Raw genomic sequence first — 13593 nt, forward strand, 5'->3', positions numbered from 1 at the left:
GCTTTTTGGTTGAAAAGAAACTCTGCCTTTTGAACAGAGTAGTTAACTATTTAAAATCTTTTCTTTTTCCTTCTGGAATTCCTCTTGGGTTAAGATTCCTTTAGTTTTCAACTGTGAAATTCTTTCTAATTGCATATACTTATCCGTGGTCTGTGGTTGAGACTGTTGATCTTCTTCTTGCGTAAGAGTAAATTGAGATAGTTTTTCTAGGATTTTGCTATCACATTTGATAATTAGCATTATTTTCTTTTGAGTATCTTCATTTACAAGGAAAAGTGCAGCTGTTGATTTGTCTTTACCTTTCTGTGATGCAAGTCCGCCAGCTAAAGCCCCTGCATTTCCCCAAAGCATGCTACCAGCAAAAGTCCATCCAGCTACATCTAGTGCACTTTTTTGGATGTTTTCTGTTCTATCAATTTTTATTAGATTAAATATATCATCCTTAATTTCTTTCTTTACTTTAAAACGCACTTTACCAGTGTCGGCCTGTATCATTTCCATGGTATAAGAATCATAACCCAGTTCTTGATCACCATTAATAGTCTCAATTTTCACTTTAGGAATACGTGCTTCCTTTTCACGTTCTTTGATTTGTCGTTTCATTTCATTTATATCCGAAGAAATTTGAGTTTTAACCGTTTTAAACTCTTCTTTAAGTTGCTCATTATTTGTTTTAAACTCTTCCTTAAGTTGCTCATTATTTGTTTTTAATTCTTCTTTAAATTGGTTATTTTTCTTTTTAATATCTTCCTTGAATTGCTCATTAGTTTTCTTAAATCCTTCTTTAAATTGATTATTTGAGTTAATATCTTCCTCAAGTTGCTTTTTGCCCATTTTAATATCTTCTTTGAATTGCTCATTAGTTTTTTTAATATCTTCCTTAAATTGCTGATTTATCGCTGATAATTCTTTTTTGAAATTTGAGAACAATCCCATTTTAGCTCCACCTTTCAGTTATTCCAATAAAAAGAAAATTGAATTACAATTCTCACGCATCTTTTTACCTATTCATCTAGTAAATTTTTTTACCATGTCTGATAGTTCAATAGGTATGCCATACTCCATACAAACATGATTTATATCTGTGTATTCCGAAAAATCACAACCGTGAAGAAGGAGAGAAAGTGAAAATAAGTTTGCTTCTCTCTCTAGTTTATCTTTGGAGTAAAACGTTTTTGATTTAAGAAACATTGTATTAACTCTTGGATGAACTATTGAATGACCAACTTCATGTCCGCATACGAATTTTTTCTTGGGGTGGGCTATATTCGAATTAAGGTAGATAAACTTATTTCGCTTATGATATTTATAAACGCCCATAATCTCGTCTGGATAATCCCACTCAATAATTTTGATTTTCAAGTGTTCAGCTAATGTGTATGGATTGTTAGTTTCATATTTTTGTATTAAATCCTCTGCTTCTGTCTTGATCCAAGAAATTGGAATGACCCCCTACATCCTAATCGTTCTCTCTATCTCTATACTTTTTAGGTATGTATTTCCTGTTAATTCTTTTTGTTTGCTTAACCATGTGTTCCATTGACTCCATCAAAGACTCCATAGCTTCCTCACTTAATGGTTCACCGTAAAAACTCAACCCTTCTTGTGATTCCAAGTCTTGACGAATCTTTTCCATTTGTTTAGCTATATCTTTTTCTTCTTTAGTATTAAATTCGTGTTTCTCCTCGCCTGTTAAATATGAAACTGTAACGTCATATTTCTTAGCTAATTTTTTTATTGTCTCTAATGAAGGTTCATTACGACCTTGTTCATAATATCCGTATCCACTTTCGCTGATATCTAAGAACTCGCCTAATTGTTTCTGAGTAAGTTTATTTTTTTTTCTAAGTTCGCGTAATCTTTCTGATAAAAGACTCATGCTATTTCCCCTTCTAAACAACATATTATGGTAATGATTATACAACTATTAGTTGGGCTATTAAACATGAAAACAACAAAAACAACAAAAAATTGAGTTAAAGTATTGACTACAACTTTTTGTTGGGTTAATATAAAGACAACGAAAAGTTGTGAGGTGAAAAAATGAAACGAAGATTAAAGTTATCCTCTAAAAGAAAAGAATTGAATCTTACCCAACGTGATGTAGTTACTATGTTGGAAGAAAAATATTCTATTTCCATAACAGAGTCCTATTATGGAATGATAGAGCAAGGAGTAAGAACCCCAACACTGAAGATTGCTTTATCTATTGCTTCCTTGTTTGATAGCAGTCCTGATGATATTTTTTTTAATCAAGAACCCAACGAAAAATTGGGTAAACACACTGCCTAAAAGGAGGGTCAATTTGAAAGTTAAGCGACTAGTCCTAGTAACCGGAGATCAATATGAACAAGTCGAGTTATTCAAAGAAGTTCCTTCTTGGATAAACGAGAATGTGCCAGATGACTTCATTGGCGTGAAAACTGACACATTCACAATTTATATTAATTCAACAATGATCGTTTCTCTGGAGTTAAAGGATTCTAACTTTACAGTTATTTCTTCTTAGTTTGTGATAAGGCACTTGCTGCTACGCTTTTTGAAGTTTTGCTATATCGGTTATCTTTAAGGATTTTGCTTGCTTTTTTAGCAATTGACTTTGAAGTTTGCTTTTTATTAACCATTCCACCACCTCCTTTCAATTATTGAAATCGATTAAAGGAGCATGGAATAAGGAGGGGCACCATGAACCTTACAAACAAAGTAATTTGGGCTGAAATCAAGTACAACATCCTTCTAGCAGCCTTACACATCGAGAATGATGAATCCAATGATCTGGTTTTATCAAAGCTTTTAGAAGTAGTTTCATTGTTAGAAAATACTGAACCGAATGGAGTGAAGAAAGGTTGAACCGCAAAACAATTACTGCGCAAGAAGCAGCTGAAATTATTGGTATCCATATAGACACTCTTTACACGATGGTACGACAAAAACAAATTCCTCATATCAAAGCTCGTGCAAGAATCCTATTTAGGGTCGAAACACTTGATGCTTGGATGCGAGAACAAGAACAAAAAAGTTTGGAGGCAATGTAAATGAAAAATTTACAAATTATTAACCAAAACGGCCAGTTATTAGTCGATAGTCGTGAAGTTGCTGATATGACTGGTAAAAGTCACGCACACCTTATGAGAGATATCCAGGTCTACAAAAAAATCCTAGATGAAAATCCAAAATTGGATTCTCAGAATTTCTTTATCCCAAGCACTTACAAAACTAACGGAAACAACAAAACCTACGATTGCTACTTACTTACCCGAAAAGGTTGCGACATGGTAGCCAATAAAATGACTGGTGAAAAAGGTGTGCTCTTCACTGCAACTTACGTAACTCAATTCGAAAAGATGGAGCAGCAACTTAAACAACCATTCAAGCTCCCATCTACATACAAAGAAGCACTCCTCATGCTCATCGAAAAAGAAGAGGAGAGAGAGCAACTGCACACTGAAAATCTTATGCTAGGTCAACGTGTTGCGGAATACGAACCCAAAATTACTTACTTAGATCAAATTCTTTCGTCTACAGATTCCGTCACGATCACTCAAATTGCTGCTGATTACGGAATGTCAGCTCAGAAGTTCAATAAGATTCTTCATGAATCAGGTATCCAGTACAAGATCAATGGCCAGTGGATTTTATACACCAAGTACAAATCAGAAGGTTACACAAAGTCCAAAACTACTGATGTGCTGAGAAGTGATGGAACGACAAAAGTAGTCATGAATACGCAATGGACACAAAAAGGGCGGCTTTTCATCTACAACATTCTAAAAGCAAAAGAGATTTATCCAGTAATGGATATCCAAGTAGATAAACAGCTTAAGTTAGTTAGTGGTAGTAAACGATGAATGGGGCCAACCATTCATCGCTACATACCGCCTCGAAAAATTTCTTGAGTCAGAAACCATCCGGCGAAGCTGCCAGGCAAAAACCGGATGTGTTCCTTCACAATCTATTATATTTCAACTCTCTCAAATTTTCTGTACACATTTTAGAACAAAATGTTCTAATTTCGAACATTTGGAGGGAGGTGATCTTCTTGCAATATGGTTCACTTTTAAAGCGATATCGCCAGATTAGAGGATTGTCTCAAGAAGAATTGGCAGAACGCATGCATATGCCTCGTAGTAGTATTTCGAAAATTGAAAACAACAAAATGGAGTTAAAAATATCAGATGCCATTAGATGGGGGCAGGTTACGAATACCCCTCCAGATACATTAATCGCCATTCTTAGTGGAGGAAATGATACGGAAAATATAGAGGTTGAAAGGAGAGCTATATAGATGGATACGGCAATTTTAATGATTGTGTTTACTTCAATCGCATTCTTTCTAGGGCTAATGATAGGAGATTTTACAAGCAAAAAAAATGAGCAGTGAACTGGCAGGCTCACTACTCAACGACTCATATGAAATAACCAACTTAATTATATCATTCATACGGTGTGGAAACAAGAACTTTTGTTCCCACCGTGCAGGGTCAAAGTATATCTATTAACCACCCCATCCCCTTACTTTGGCTCTGCACGGTGCGAATAAAGCGCCATGATCTTTGATAACAGAACAGAAAGGAGTGAGCCATTTGAGTAAGAAAATCACGCTTGAAGCATTGATTAAGAGACTCCAAGAGGATGGCGTGAAAATTGACTGGTGTGTCAAATTCACAAATCCAAAGGAGGGTTGATTGATGGAGCATCCTGAGGTTACGCAGTTACGAAGGACAGGCTATCCGAATTTGGTTGCACAGCCAGAACATGCTGGGATTGATTACTTTGGAGAAGAGATTCTCGAAGGTGATGAAATCGTTGAATATGACGGTGAGATTATCTTGGAGGGCAATCTTCAACGGTATTTATGCGAGGTACTTGGCTTTGAGTTCAAAAGTGCATAAAAAAGACTCCTGCGAGCAACAGGAGCCGATGGTTAAACAATATTTAAAGTTATTTTAGCACAAAGCTTTGATAACGGTAAAGGGAGGATATCAAATGGCAGTTAGCAATGCAATATCAACAAAAGATATGAGCCGTTTTGAGTGGTTACAAGAACGTTCCAAAGGAATTGGCGGTAGTGATGCAAGTATTATCCTTGGACTAAACAAATACAAAACAGCTTTTGAGCTGTGGTTAGAAAAAACAGGTCAAGTCGAACTGACTGAAATTAGTAGCGAAGCAGCATACTGGGGCAATGAAATGGAGAAAGTGGTTGCTAAGGAATTTGAGAAGCGAACTGAGAAAAAGGTACGCCGGCGCAACTACATGTTCTCTCATCCAGATTATCACTTTATCAAAGCCAATATTGACCGCGAAGTCATGAAAGAGTCTGCTCTTCTTGAGTGCAAGACTGCTAGTGCGTATTTAAAAGCTGAATGGGAGGGAGACGAAATCCCTGCTGCGTATCTCGTTCAAGTGCAGCATTATCTAGCTGTAACTGGTAAAGAGAAAGCATATATCGCAGTTCTGATCGGTGGAAATCACTTCACCTGGAAAGAGATCGAGCGAGACGATGAATTAATTCAGATGATTATTGATGCAGAGGTTAACTTCTGGGAAAAACACGTACTTGGCTTTGTTCCGCCAGAATTAGATGGTTCAAGTGCAGCTGAACAATACCTTAAAGAGAAATACAACAAAGCAGAAGAAGGGAAAGAGATTGTTTTACCTTCTAATTATAAGGAAATGCTTCTCAGCTATGAGCAAATAAAGAACGATGAAAAGCTCATTCAAACAGCCAAGAAAGATATTGAGAACAAGATCAAAGCTGAGTTGAAAGATGCAGAGGTAGGGCTTGTAGATACCCATATCATCACTTGGAAAAATGTTGTCTCTAATCGTGTGGATACAAAAGCATTAAAAGAAAAGTTTCCAGATATCTACAAAGAAGTAATCAAACCATCTACATCACGCCGTTTTGGCATTAAGGAGTTGAATTAATTATGGCAACGAATGCAGCATTAAAAAACCAAATTGCTAGCAAACAGGATACAGCCCCTCAAAAGGTTGCTCCTCAAGCACTAGGGCTTAAAGGGCTGTTAAACGCACCAACAATGAAAAAGAAATTCGAAGATGTTCTTGATAAAAAGGCTCCGCAGTTTATGTCATCTTTGTTGAACCTATACAACGGAGACTCTTATTTACAAAAAACTGATCCGATGACAGTAGTTACCTCGGCAATGGTTGCAGCAACTTTAGATTTACCGGTTGATAAAAACCTAGGATATGCCTGGATAGTTCCGTACAGTGGAAAAGCTCAATTTCAACTTGGTTATAAGGGTTATATCCAGTTAGCCCTCCGTACAGGTCAATATAAAGGAATTAACGTTATCGAGGTAAGAGAAGGAGAGCTAGTTAAGTGGAATCGTCTTACTGAAGAATTAGAGCTTAATCTCGATGGAGCAACAAGTGACAAAGTAATTGGTTATTGCGGTTATTTCAAGTTGATTAATGGGTTTGAGAAAACAGTCTATTGGACTAGAGGAGAAATTGAAGCCCATAAAAAGAAATTCTCTAAAAGTGATTTTGGATGGAAAAAAGATTTTGATGCGATGGCTGAGAAAACCGTCTTAAGAAACATGCTTTCTAAATGGGGTATCTTGTCCGTTGAAATGCAGACAGCCGTTTCAAAAGACGAGCAGGTACCAGAAATGAAGGATATCACCGAAGAAGTAGATCAACCAGATATTATCGATGCTGTACCGTCAGAAGAGAAACCTAGTGCAGATATAGATATTGAGTTTGATGTAAATGAATAACCAAACAAATGTAGTCCTGCCTGCTTGGATTTTCGAGCAGGCACAGGACAAAGAACAGTTGAAAATGCTTGTACTAAATTATATGCAGAAGTACCCGGATTATACCGTAAAACGGATAACTAAGCGATTCGCAATTTGCGAGATTAATAGGTAAAAGGAGTAGTTGAAATGAAAGGCGCTTTCCAGGTGAGTAGGGAGATATTCGAAAACGAAATTTGGTCTGATGTTCTTAAGTTTAGGGTTTTCTTTTACATCCTTGGGAAAGCGATCTTTTCCCAGGATGGAATAGAACATGCTGGAATCAAAATTGAAAGAGGTCAATATTTGAGGTCTTTGAGAAATTTGCAAGATGATTTGGCTTATAAGGAAGGTAGAGGAAATGCTCTAAAAAAGCCTCCTTTAGAGACTTTGAGAAGGAAGATCAAATCACTTGAAAATGAAGGCCGAATAACGACCAAATCAACCGAGTATGGGACACTCTTCACAGTCGTGAACTATGCTAAATATCAAGGTTTTGAACACTATAAGAATCAATCAATGGGTCAGAAGTGGGACAGCAATGAGACAGCTATGGGACAGCAACGGGACAATAATAAGAATGTTAATAAAGATAATAATGTTAAAGAAAAAAATACTACTACAACAACAGACCATCCCATCAAGTTGTTCGAAGATTCACTTTGCCGATTATCACCATTACAAATGCAATCTCTTAATCAGTGGATTGATGATTTTAAAGGCAACCAAGAAATTGTCAATGCAGCTATTAAACTAGCTGATGATAAAAACAAGAAGAACTTTAACTTTGTGAATTTCATCCTTAAAGAATGGCATAGTCACAATCTAATGGAGATTGATAGAGTTCGAGCACATGAGCGTGAGAAATTCAATAAAAACAAAGTTAAGCCGTTCGCCCGTAAAGGCAAAGGCGTTATACGTACAGAAATGCTGCCTGATTGGTTTGAGGAAGATGCGCAACAATCTAAACCGAAGCCTAGCGATCAACCAGCAGTCAATGATGGTGAACAAATGAGCGAATTTGAGCGCTTGATGGAGTTACGAAAAAATTCGGGGAGTTGAAGGAATGGCGAAAATGCAGGCTTTTAAAAACAAAGATTTGATGCGTAAAGGTTACATCGAAGAACTTAACGCAATGAATATTACGACTAGTCGTGAAGGAGTGCCATTGGAGCAACTTGATTACGAAGCCCTTAGATACGAAAAAACAATAGCTTCATTCAGAGAAATAGATTCAGAGACAAGCAGTAACGCTTGGTTCTAAGGAGGAATATGAAATGACCATTCAAAATGTAAAACCAGTTTTAAATTGTCCGCGATGTAAGACAAAAGGATATCTACTCGCTCCATCAGGCAAATTGGTGTTAATGGAATGTGATGACACAAAGTGCGGCCAACAATGGCATACCTTCGCTAAGATTTGCCCGGAATGCAAAAAGCCTAATGGATACTTTGTCGAAGGACCATGTAGAAAATGCTATGCAGAGAAGTACATGTCGTCATGAAGAAACGTAACCCCGTTATTCAGAAAGCTTATGAACAAGGCAGAACTGAGGGCTTTGCGTTAGGTGAGGATATGGGCGAATTAAAAGGCATTGCTAAGACAACATCATTTTTCCGCGTAAAATTTCTTGAGTTAGAAAAAACGCCAGGTATAGGACCGAAAACCTTGGATCGGATTCGCAAGGCAATCGGTGAGAAGTATTTTGAAGCAGGTGAGCGTAATGGTTCTTAAAAACGCAACAAAACAAAGACAAAAGAGAATCATTGTTTTAGAGGATTTGGATTTTTTATGGGATGAGTTGGAGCTAGAAGAAGTCGCTCGTCAGTGGAAAGTTGGAAAAGACGTTAGGTTGATTGCTAGTAGTTTTAATAGAGATCCAGACGAAGTGTTATTAGCTCTCATCCATTTAGCAAAAGAGGATATGGTCTTCAAAAGAAATGGGGGACTTACCCTTGGATTTTAGAAAAGCGACTCTAGGGCAGCTATATTACATATCACGACACACAGAATTAGCCCTAGAAGCTCTTAATGAGATTAATAGGAGGGTTAACCTATGCAAGATATAATCATTCGTCGTGCAAGGAAATATGAAGCTGAAAAGGCTATTCAGGACCATGTGAAAAGAGGATGCGAAATCATTTTTCCTCTAACTGAGTTCTCAAAGCAAGGTAAGACATTTGATTGTGATAGCTACAATCGTCATGTATTTGCTGGACATAATTATTCGTCAGTTTGGATGGCTAAATTAAGAAGGGTGGAAGGTTAATGCTAGATTTAATCGCAATGTACGAGGCACAGAAGGTATTTAGAAACAGGATTGATTATAAAGGTGATGATCGTTTTGGAGAACTTACTCTGGCTCTTCAAGTGGAGCTAGGGGAATGTGCGAATGAACTTCCGAAAGTATTCAAGTTTTGGGCACACAAAGAGAACAACCTACAAGACGCATTAATCGAATATGCTGATGGACTTCATTTCATTCTGGATATCGGTCACGAAATATTCTTTGAAGACTTTGTCATGATCTACTTGTTGTCTGGAGCAGATAAGAAGCGACCATTAGCAACCCAGTTCAGATACATCTTCGCTCTCGTATCTAAGTTGGATAAGACGAAGAGTTCAATTACCTTTATCGAACTACTCTCCGAATATATCGGTCTTGGTGAAATGATTGGCTTCTCCTTTGAACAAATCGAAGAAGCATTCTATGTGAAAGATGTCATTAACCACGAGAGGCAAAGTGAGGGTTATTAATGGGGGCAAGAAAATACAACAAGTACGGCAACCACAAACAAGTTGTCGATGGACATAAGTTTGATAGCAAAGCAGAAGCAATGTATTACGGCCAATTAAAATGGTTGCTGCAAGCTAAACAGATAAAAGGGTTTAAGTTGCAACCGAGATACCTTCTTCAAGAGGGTTTTAAAAAGAACGGAAGGACTTACAGAAAGATTGAATATGTTGCGGATTTTGAAGTAGAAAAATTAGACGGGACAATCGAGATCATTGATATAAAAGGAACAGTCACCAAAGAATTTTCAATAAAAAGAAAACTGTTCGAGCGTCAATACATGGATTCTATTAAATTACTAAAATATGACCGAGATAGGGGATTCGTGGAGGTAAGTTAATGACTAGAAGAATCGTAGAAACGAATGCAGTTAGTCTTGATCGAGAAAAGCTCCAGGTTGTTGTCATCTACGAGGAAGGCATATCGAAGCAGCAGATTAGAAATGAAAATCCATATAGCAAACGGCATGGGGTTATTTTCCCCAGTGCCGGGGCTTATGAGGTGAAAGGCTTAGATTACTGATTTTGTATTATGTTCACTAAAATTTGGAGGGATGACCGTGCGTGAGATAAAGTTTCGTGCTTGGGATAAATCAAGAAAAGAAATGGAATACATCAATAATATGTATTGGTTTGAAGAAAATGGTGTTGATGATATCAACAACAATGTGTTTTTGGATTTCATGCAATACACAGGCTTAAAAGACAAGAACGGCAAGGAGATATATGAGGGGGATGAAGTCGAATTAAATGATTTCGATTCATTGCGTACTGGCGGACATACAGAGGATAACATTTTACAGGGAGAAGTAAGTTTCTCATGTGGAGCATGGATAGTTATAACTGAAAGAGGACATTACGATTTATATAATGCATTGGTAAATGACGAAGAGTTTGAAATCATCGGCAACATTTACGAAAATCCAGAGTTAATCAATCAAGAAAAATAAAAAGAAGAGCCCAGGCAGTGGCTCTTCGAAGAAATGATAAAAAAAGAGAAATCCATCGTATCCATTATATACTATGTGAATTTCGGTTTAATGATTGGGTGTTTTAATCACCTTTTGAATTAATTAAGAAAAAACAGTTAGAGGTTTACAAGAAATCCAAAAATAAACATTATAAAAATAATATTTACGTACATGGTTGCTATGACTACGCCATAATGAATTTTTTTAAAAAAGAATAGTGAAAACGGAGCTGGAAATAATACGAGAACCAACAATACTATAATAGATTCATTTAAGTAAAGTAGGATAATCATCTCCTTCAAAAAATCAGTGTTTATAGTATTTCTTAATAATTAGAGGTTATGCAACACAAGATAGATTAAGTAAAAAAGAGCCGACTGACTTTGAAGAATTCTTTACACCTTTTCAATTATATGGATCGATATACTGCCACTTTTGAAATAAGTAAATTAAGGAAGCGCAGATAATACAATTAATAAAAATTACAATATGAAAGTGATCATCCATTTTATAAATCCCGAAATATTCATAAAGGTTCATTATTCCAAAAGAAAAGATTGCATCGCTTATAGTGTTAAGGGTGATATAAAGCCAAAAGTTACCGAATGTAAAGTATAAAAATATTGTGGGTAAGACTATGTATATTCCATAGATGAAAGGTGTTGTATTAGTTAAAGGGAAAATTGTTTCAACAACTTCAACCAGATTATATCTTTGATATAGCTGAAATAATATTGTCAAAAGCAAGGCACTCACTAATCCACCTGGAATGAAGGACTTCACCCTTTTGGTATCTAATAAAAGGAGAATAAACCAAGGCAAAATTAACATGGACCATAAAAAAATATGAGTTAGCATATAGACTATACCTCCAACAAAGGATAATAATAATCTAACCTATAGCTCTTTAGCCTATTCATAAAAAAGCTAGGAAGGTTCGTCTGAAGTAAGAAAAACATTTAGTGAAATTATAAAATATGGAGTTTGCGTACGACAAGGAATTCTTATATGGCCATTTGAGAATTTTAGCCTTGTCCAATAATTAGCATATCCACAATTAGTAAAAGTATGTAGGCAATTTTAATTTACACGATAAGCAGGGAGTTAATTAAGGAGGAATAGAGATGGAACAAGTATACCTAAAGCAACTGATTGAACACTTGGAATCACAATTGGATGAACATGGTGATTTACCTGTGTGCTACTGCGATGATGCTTTAATTGGCAAGGAGACAGGATTACCTATACCATCAAAGATTTATTCATATAAATCATACGACCTCTTAAACAGTGATTCTTTAGATGTATTAGATGAGAATTTGTATGATGTTGATTTAGAGAAACCAATTATTAAAGCATAGTAAATTAAAGCAACTAAATGATAGATCAGTTTAGCAATTGAAAGGAGTAGGACAATATAGAAAGCCTACTTTTGTATAAAGAAGGCTTTTAGAACAACTAATAAGTGTTTATTCGGTATTATTTAATTTGCCTTTATAGTACAGGTAATCAACTTTGTTTTTTGTAGCCGTTAATTGGGAAGCTAATATTGCAGTATATATTGTTGTTAGAAGGACAGCTAATACACCAAGTCCTAATACAGAATCATTTTTTAACATAAAATTACACCTCCTTCTAAATTTATCTTTTCTAAATAAGAAGAATTTATACGAAGGATAATTAGTTGATTAGGAGGGGAAGAGGATGCATTGGGAATGTCGATATTGTTATTTTCCAACTACAGTGGAAGGCGATAGGGTTTGTTCATCATGTGGCGCAGAATGGGAAGCAGCAAAAATTCTAGTTGAAGATGATGATTAAGAAACAAAAGGTAGGAGGAGTTAATTTCAATGAATTACACAATAGGCAGCACGCTGATCCACGAGGGTAATAGATTCACAGTTCAAGATATTACGCACCTTGACCAGTTGACCTTTCTCTTTTTCGCAGAGAGTCCTGCTCAGGGGGTTAGGGAAGATTTGATTAAGTGGAATGAAATTACATTAGAGGAGGACAATTATGCCAATAGTTGATATTGATAAAACAAAGCAATTGGAATTTGGATATGGTGATATTGAAGTGGCTGCAGGACTTTTGCAATCTGATGATACAGTCGGTACCGTGTTGTTTTGGAATAACGAGAAGAGAAATGAAATTGGTGCTTATCATGAGTACGGTGAAGATAAAGTTATGAGTGTAGAAGAAACACCAGTACGGATGCTCTTTACAAAAATTGAAAGTATAGATGTTGTTATTGATGCATTAGAGAAATCTAAACAAAAGATGCTATCTAAAGATAAACAAGTAAACACAAGATAGAGAAAGTTTACTACGAAAAGAAAGAGCCCATCCAAGCTCTCTCTAATCGTGTGACCATATTATGGAAGTGGGTAAGAAAATATACCTAAGTAGGCACTGCGGAAGATTTTTAATTCCTTACCCAATAATAATTTATCCATAATTAATAAAAGTATGCATGAAAAATAAATAATTTAACAAAAGAAGAAAATAGCTCATATAGAGGGGTTGATTAAATGAAGAATAGATATGAGACACTTGGCGAGACCACCGTCATCTTCATAAAACGTAGAAACGGTGATGTGTTCAACACATTTATTGATACTTCTGATCTGGAAAAAGTAGATAGTTTCCCAGGTAGTTGGTTTGTAAATTACAACAAAAAGACAGAATCCTATTATGTGATGGGCAACACAAAAAACAAAGAGGGGAAACCTGCTTTGATCGGCATGCATAGATATATTATGGACGCACCAACAGATAGATTTGTGGACCACGTAGACAGGAACACTTTAAACAATAAAAGAAATAATTTGAGAATAGTAACCTTGTCCGAAAACAACCAAAATACAAGGGTTCAAAAAAATAACACATCTGGTGCTAGAGGCGTCACTTGGGATAAAGATAAGAAAAAATGGAGAGCTACTGTCAAATATAGAGGGAAGGTTTATTATTTCGGTTATCACAGAACTGTAGAAGATGCTTCGCTAGCAGCTAAAGAAGGAAGAAAAAAACTTCTCCCTTTTGCAAATTAAAAGTCCCT

Annotated in this window: 25 protein-coding genes and 1 pseudogene; 21 read left to right on the plus strand and 5 right to left on the minus strand. The window is 36.1% G+C overall.

Annotation, left to right across the window (positions count from 1 at the left end; genetic code table 11):
- Positions 1-42: 42 nt before the first annotated feature.
- The 3 genes from MKY26_RS02905 to MKY26_RS02915 all read right to left on the minus strand — a co-directional run bounded on the left by MKY26_RS02905 (position 43) and on the right by MKY26_RS02915 (position 1879).
- On the minus strand, positions 43-936 hold the full coding sequence (locus tag MKY26_RS02905; RefSeq protein WP_341092017.1) for a hypothetical protein: 894 nt from the start codon (positions 934-936) through the stop codon (positions 43-45).
- 72 nt (positions 937-1008) lie between these two features.
- The gene (locus MKY26_RS02910; protein WP_341092021.1) at positions 1009-1362 is read right to left on the minus strand and encodes an ImmA/IrrE family metallo-endopeptidase; all 354 of its coding nucleotides are present in this window, start codon (positions 1360-1362) and stop codon (positions 1009-1011) included.
- A 97-nt stretch (positions 1363-1459) separates the two neighbouring features.
- Positions 1460-1879: a helix-turn-helix domain-containing protein gene (locus tag MKY26_RS02915; protein ID WP_341092025.1), complete on the minus strand. Its 420-nt coding sequence runs from the start codon at positions 1877-1879 to the stop codon at positions 1460-1462.
- Positions 1880-2043: 164 nt separating this feature from the next.
- Between MKY26_RS02915 and MKY26_RS02920 the strand changes: the two genes are divergently transcribed.
- Both MKY26_RS02920 and MKY26_RS02925 read left to right on the plus strand, forming a co-directional pair.
- A complete protein-coding gene (locus MKY26_RS02920; protein ID WP_341092028.1) occupies positions 2044-2292 on the plus strand; it encodes a helix-turn-helix transcriptional regulator in 249 nt (82 codons plus the stop codon).
- Between the two features lie 13 nt (positions 2293-2305).
- Positions 2306-2509 carry a hypothetical protein gene (locus tag MKY26_RS02925; protein ID WP_341092031.1) on the plus strand — a complete coding sequence of 68 codons (204 nt, stop codon included), beginning with the start codon at positions 2306-2308 and terminating at the stop codon, positions 2507-2509.
- On the opposite strand, the gene MKY26_RS02930 is transcribed toward MKY26_RS02925, so the two are convergent.
- Positions 2496-2624, minus strand: a complete 129-nt coding sequence (locus MKY26_RS02930; protein ID WP_341092034.1) for a hypothetical protein — start codon at positions 2622-2624, stop codon at positions 2496-2498. The genes MKY26_RS02925 and MKY26_RS02930 overlap by 14 nt on opposite strands.
- Positions 2625-2685: 61 nt before the next feature.
- Between MKY26_RS02930 and MKY26_RS02935 the strand changes: the two genes are divergently transcribed.
- From MKY26_RS02935 to MKY26_RS03015, 17 genes and pseudogenes are all read left to right on the plus strand, one after another.
- Complete coding sequence (locus MKY26_RS02935; protein ID WP_341092037.1) at positions 2686-2850, plus strand: hypothetical protein; 165 nt, start codon at positions 2686-2688, stop codon at positions 2848-2850.
- Positions 2847-3035 (plus strand): helix-turn-helix domain-containing protein, encoded by a 189-nt coding sequence (locus MKY26_RS02940; protein WP_341050532.1) that lies wholly within the window; start codon positions 2847-2849, stop codon positions 3033-3035. Before MKY26_RS02935 ends, MKY26_RS02940 begins: the two co-directional genes overlap by 4 nt.
- Positions 3036-3848 carry a phage antirepressor KilAC domain-containing protein gene (locus tag MKY26_RS02945; protein ID WP_341092039.1) on the plus strand — a complete coding sequence of 271 codons (813 nt, stop codon included), beginning with the start codon at positions 3036-3038 and terminating at the stop codon, positions 3846-3848.
- Positions 3849-4039: 191 nt separating this feature from the next.
- Positions 4040-4285, plus strand: coding sequence for a helix-turn-helix domain-containing protein (locus tag MKY26_RS02950; protein ID WP_341092041.1), 246 nt, complete (start codon positions 4040-4042; stop codon positions 4283-4285).
- Positions 4286-4688: 403 nt separating this feature from the next.
- On the plus strand, positions 4689-4892 hold the full coding sequence (locus tag MKY26_RS02955) for a YqaI family protein (RefSeq protein WP_341092042.1): 204 nt from the start codon (positions 4689-4691) through the stop codon (positions 4890-4892).
- Positions 4893-4986: 94 nt separating this feature from the next.
- Positions 4987-5931 (plus strand): YqaJ viral recombinase family nuclease, encoded by a 945-nt coding sequence (locus MKY26_RS02960; protein WP_341092044.1) that lies wholly within the window; start codon positions 4987-4989, stop codon positions 5929-5931.
- 2 nt (positions 5932-5933) lie between these two features.
- Positions 5934-6749, plus strand: a complete 816-nt coding sequence (locus tag MKY26_RS02965; RefSeq protein WP_341092046.1) for a recombinase RecT — start codon at positions 5934-5936, stop codon at positions 6747-6749.
- A gap of 168 nt (positions 6750-6917) precedes the next feature.
- On the plus strand, positions 6918-7829 hold the full coding sequence (locus MKY26_RS02970; protein ID WP_341092048.1) for a DnaD domain-containing protein: 912 nt from the start codon (positions 6918-6920) through the stop codon (positions 7827-7829).
- A 4-nt stretch (positions 7830-7833) separates the two neighbouring features.
- On the plus strand, positions 7834-8031 hold the full coding sequence (locus MKY26_RS02975) for a hypothetical protein (RefSeq protein ID WP_322910564.1): 198 nt from the start codon (positions 7834-7836) through the stop codon (positions 8029-8031).
- Between the two features lie 237 nt (positions 8032-8268).
- A complete protein-coding gene (locus tag MKY26_RS02980) occupies positions 8269-8502 on the plus strand; it encodes a hypothetical protein (RefSeq protein ID WP_341092051.1) in 234 nt (77 codons plus the stop codon).
- On the plus strand, positions 8492-8734 hold the full coding sequence (locus tag MKY26_RS02985) for a hypothetical protein (protein ID WP_322910562.1): 243 nt from the start codon (positions 8492-8494) through the stop codon (positions 8732-8734). The genes MKY26_RS02980 and MKY26_RS02985 overlap by 11 nt, the downstream gene beginning before the upstream one ends.
- A 90-nt stretch (positions 8735-8824) precedes the next feature.
- Complete coding sequence (locus MKY26_RS02990; protein WP_322910561.1) at positions 8825-9037, plus strand: hypothetical protein; 213 nt, start codon at positions 8825-8827, stop codon at positions 9035-9037.
- The gene (locus MKY26_RS02995; protein ID WP_322910560.1) at positions 9037-9525 is read left to right on the plus strand and encodes a dUTP diphosphatase; all 489 of its coding nucleotides are present in this window, start codon (positions 9037-9039) and stop codon (positions 9523-9525) included. Before MKY26_RS02990 ends, MKY26_RS02995 begins: the two co-directional genes overlap by 1 nt.
- Positions 9525-9896 (plus strand): annotated as a pseudogene (locus tag MKY26_RS03000) (DUF1064 domain-containing protein); the annotation flags it as partial. The gene MKY26_RS02995 and the pseudogene MKY26_RS03000, both read left to right, overlap by 1 nt.
- 5 nt (positions 9897-9901) lie before the next feature.
- Positions 9902-10084, plus strand: coding sequence for a hypothetical protein (locus tag MKY26_RS03005; protein ID WP_322910559.1), 183 nt, complete (start codon positions 9902-9904; stop codon positions 10082-10084).
- A 37-nt stretch (positions 10085-10121) separates the two neighbouring features.
- Positions 10122-10511: a YopX family protein gene (locus MKY26_RS03010; protein WP_341092053.1), complete on the plus strand. Its 390-nt coding sequence runs from the start codon at positions 10122-10124 to the stop codon at positions 10509-10511.
- 1145 nt (positions 10512-11656) lie between these two features.
- Positions 11657-11893 carry a hypothetical protein gene (locus tag MKY26_RS03015; RefSeq protein WP_322910557.1) on the plus strand — a complete coding sequence of 79 codons (237 nt, stop codon included), beginning with the start codon at positions 11657-11659 and terminating at the stop codon, positions 11891-11893.
- Between the two features lie 108 nt (positions 11894-12001).
- Here the strand turns inward: MKY26_RS03015 and MKY26_RS03020 are convergent, their stop codons facing one another.
- On the minus strand, positions 12002-12151 hold the full coding sequence (locus tag MKY26_RS03020) for a hypothetical protein (RefSeq protein WP_322910556.1): 150 nt from the start codon (positions 12149-12151) through the stop codon (positions 12002-12004).
- 400 nt (positions 12152-12551) lie between these two features.
- Between MKY26_RS03020 and MKY26_RS03025 the strand changes: the two genes are divergently transcribed.
- Both MKY26_RS03025 and MKY26_RS03030 read left to right on the plus strand, forming a co-directional pair.
- Positions 12552-12851: a hypothetical protein gene (locus tag MKY26_RS03025; protein WP_322910555.1), complete on the plus strand. Its 300-nt coding sequence runs from the start codon at positions 12552-12554 to the stop codon at positions 12849-12851.
- Positions 12852-13066: 215 nt separating this feature from the next.
- A complete protein-coding gene (locus tag MKY26_RS03030) occupies positions 13067-13585 on the plus strand; it encodes a hypothetical protein (protein WP_322910554.1) in 519 nt (172 codons plus the stop codon).
- Positions 13586-13593: the final 8 nt, after the last annotated feature.

Origin of the sequence: Cytobacillus sp. FSL R7-0680 (genome assembly GCF_038009245.1) — a bacterium.
Lineage (GTDB): Bacteria > Bacillota > Bacilli > Bacillales > Cytobacillaceae > Cytobacillus > Cytobacillus kochii.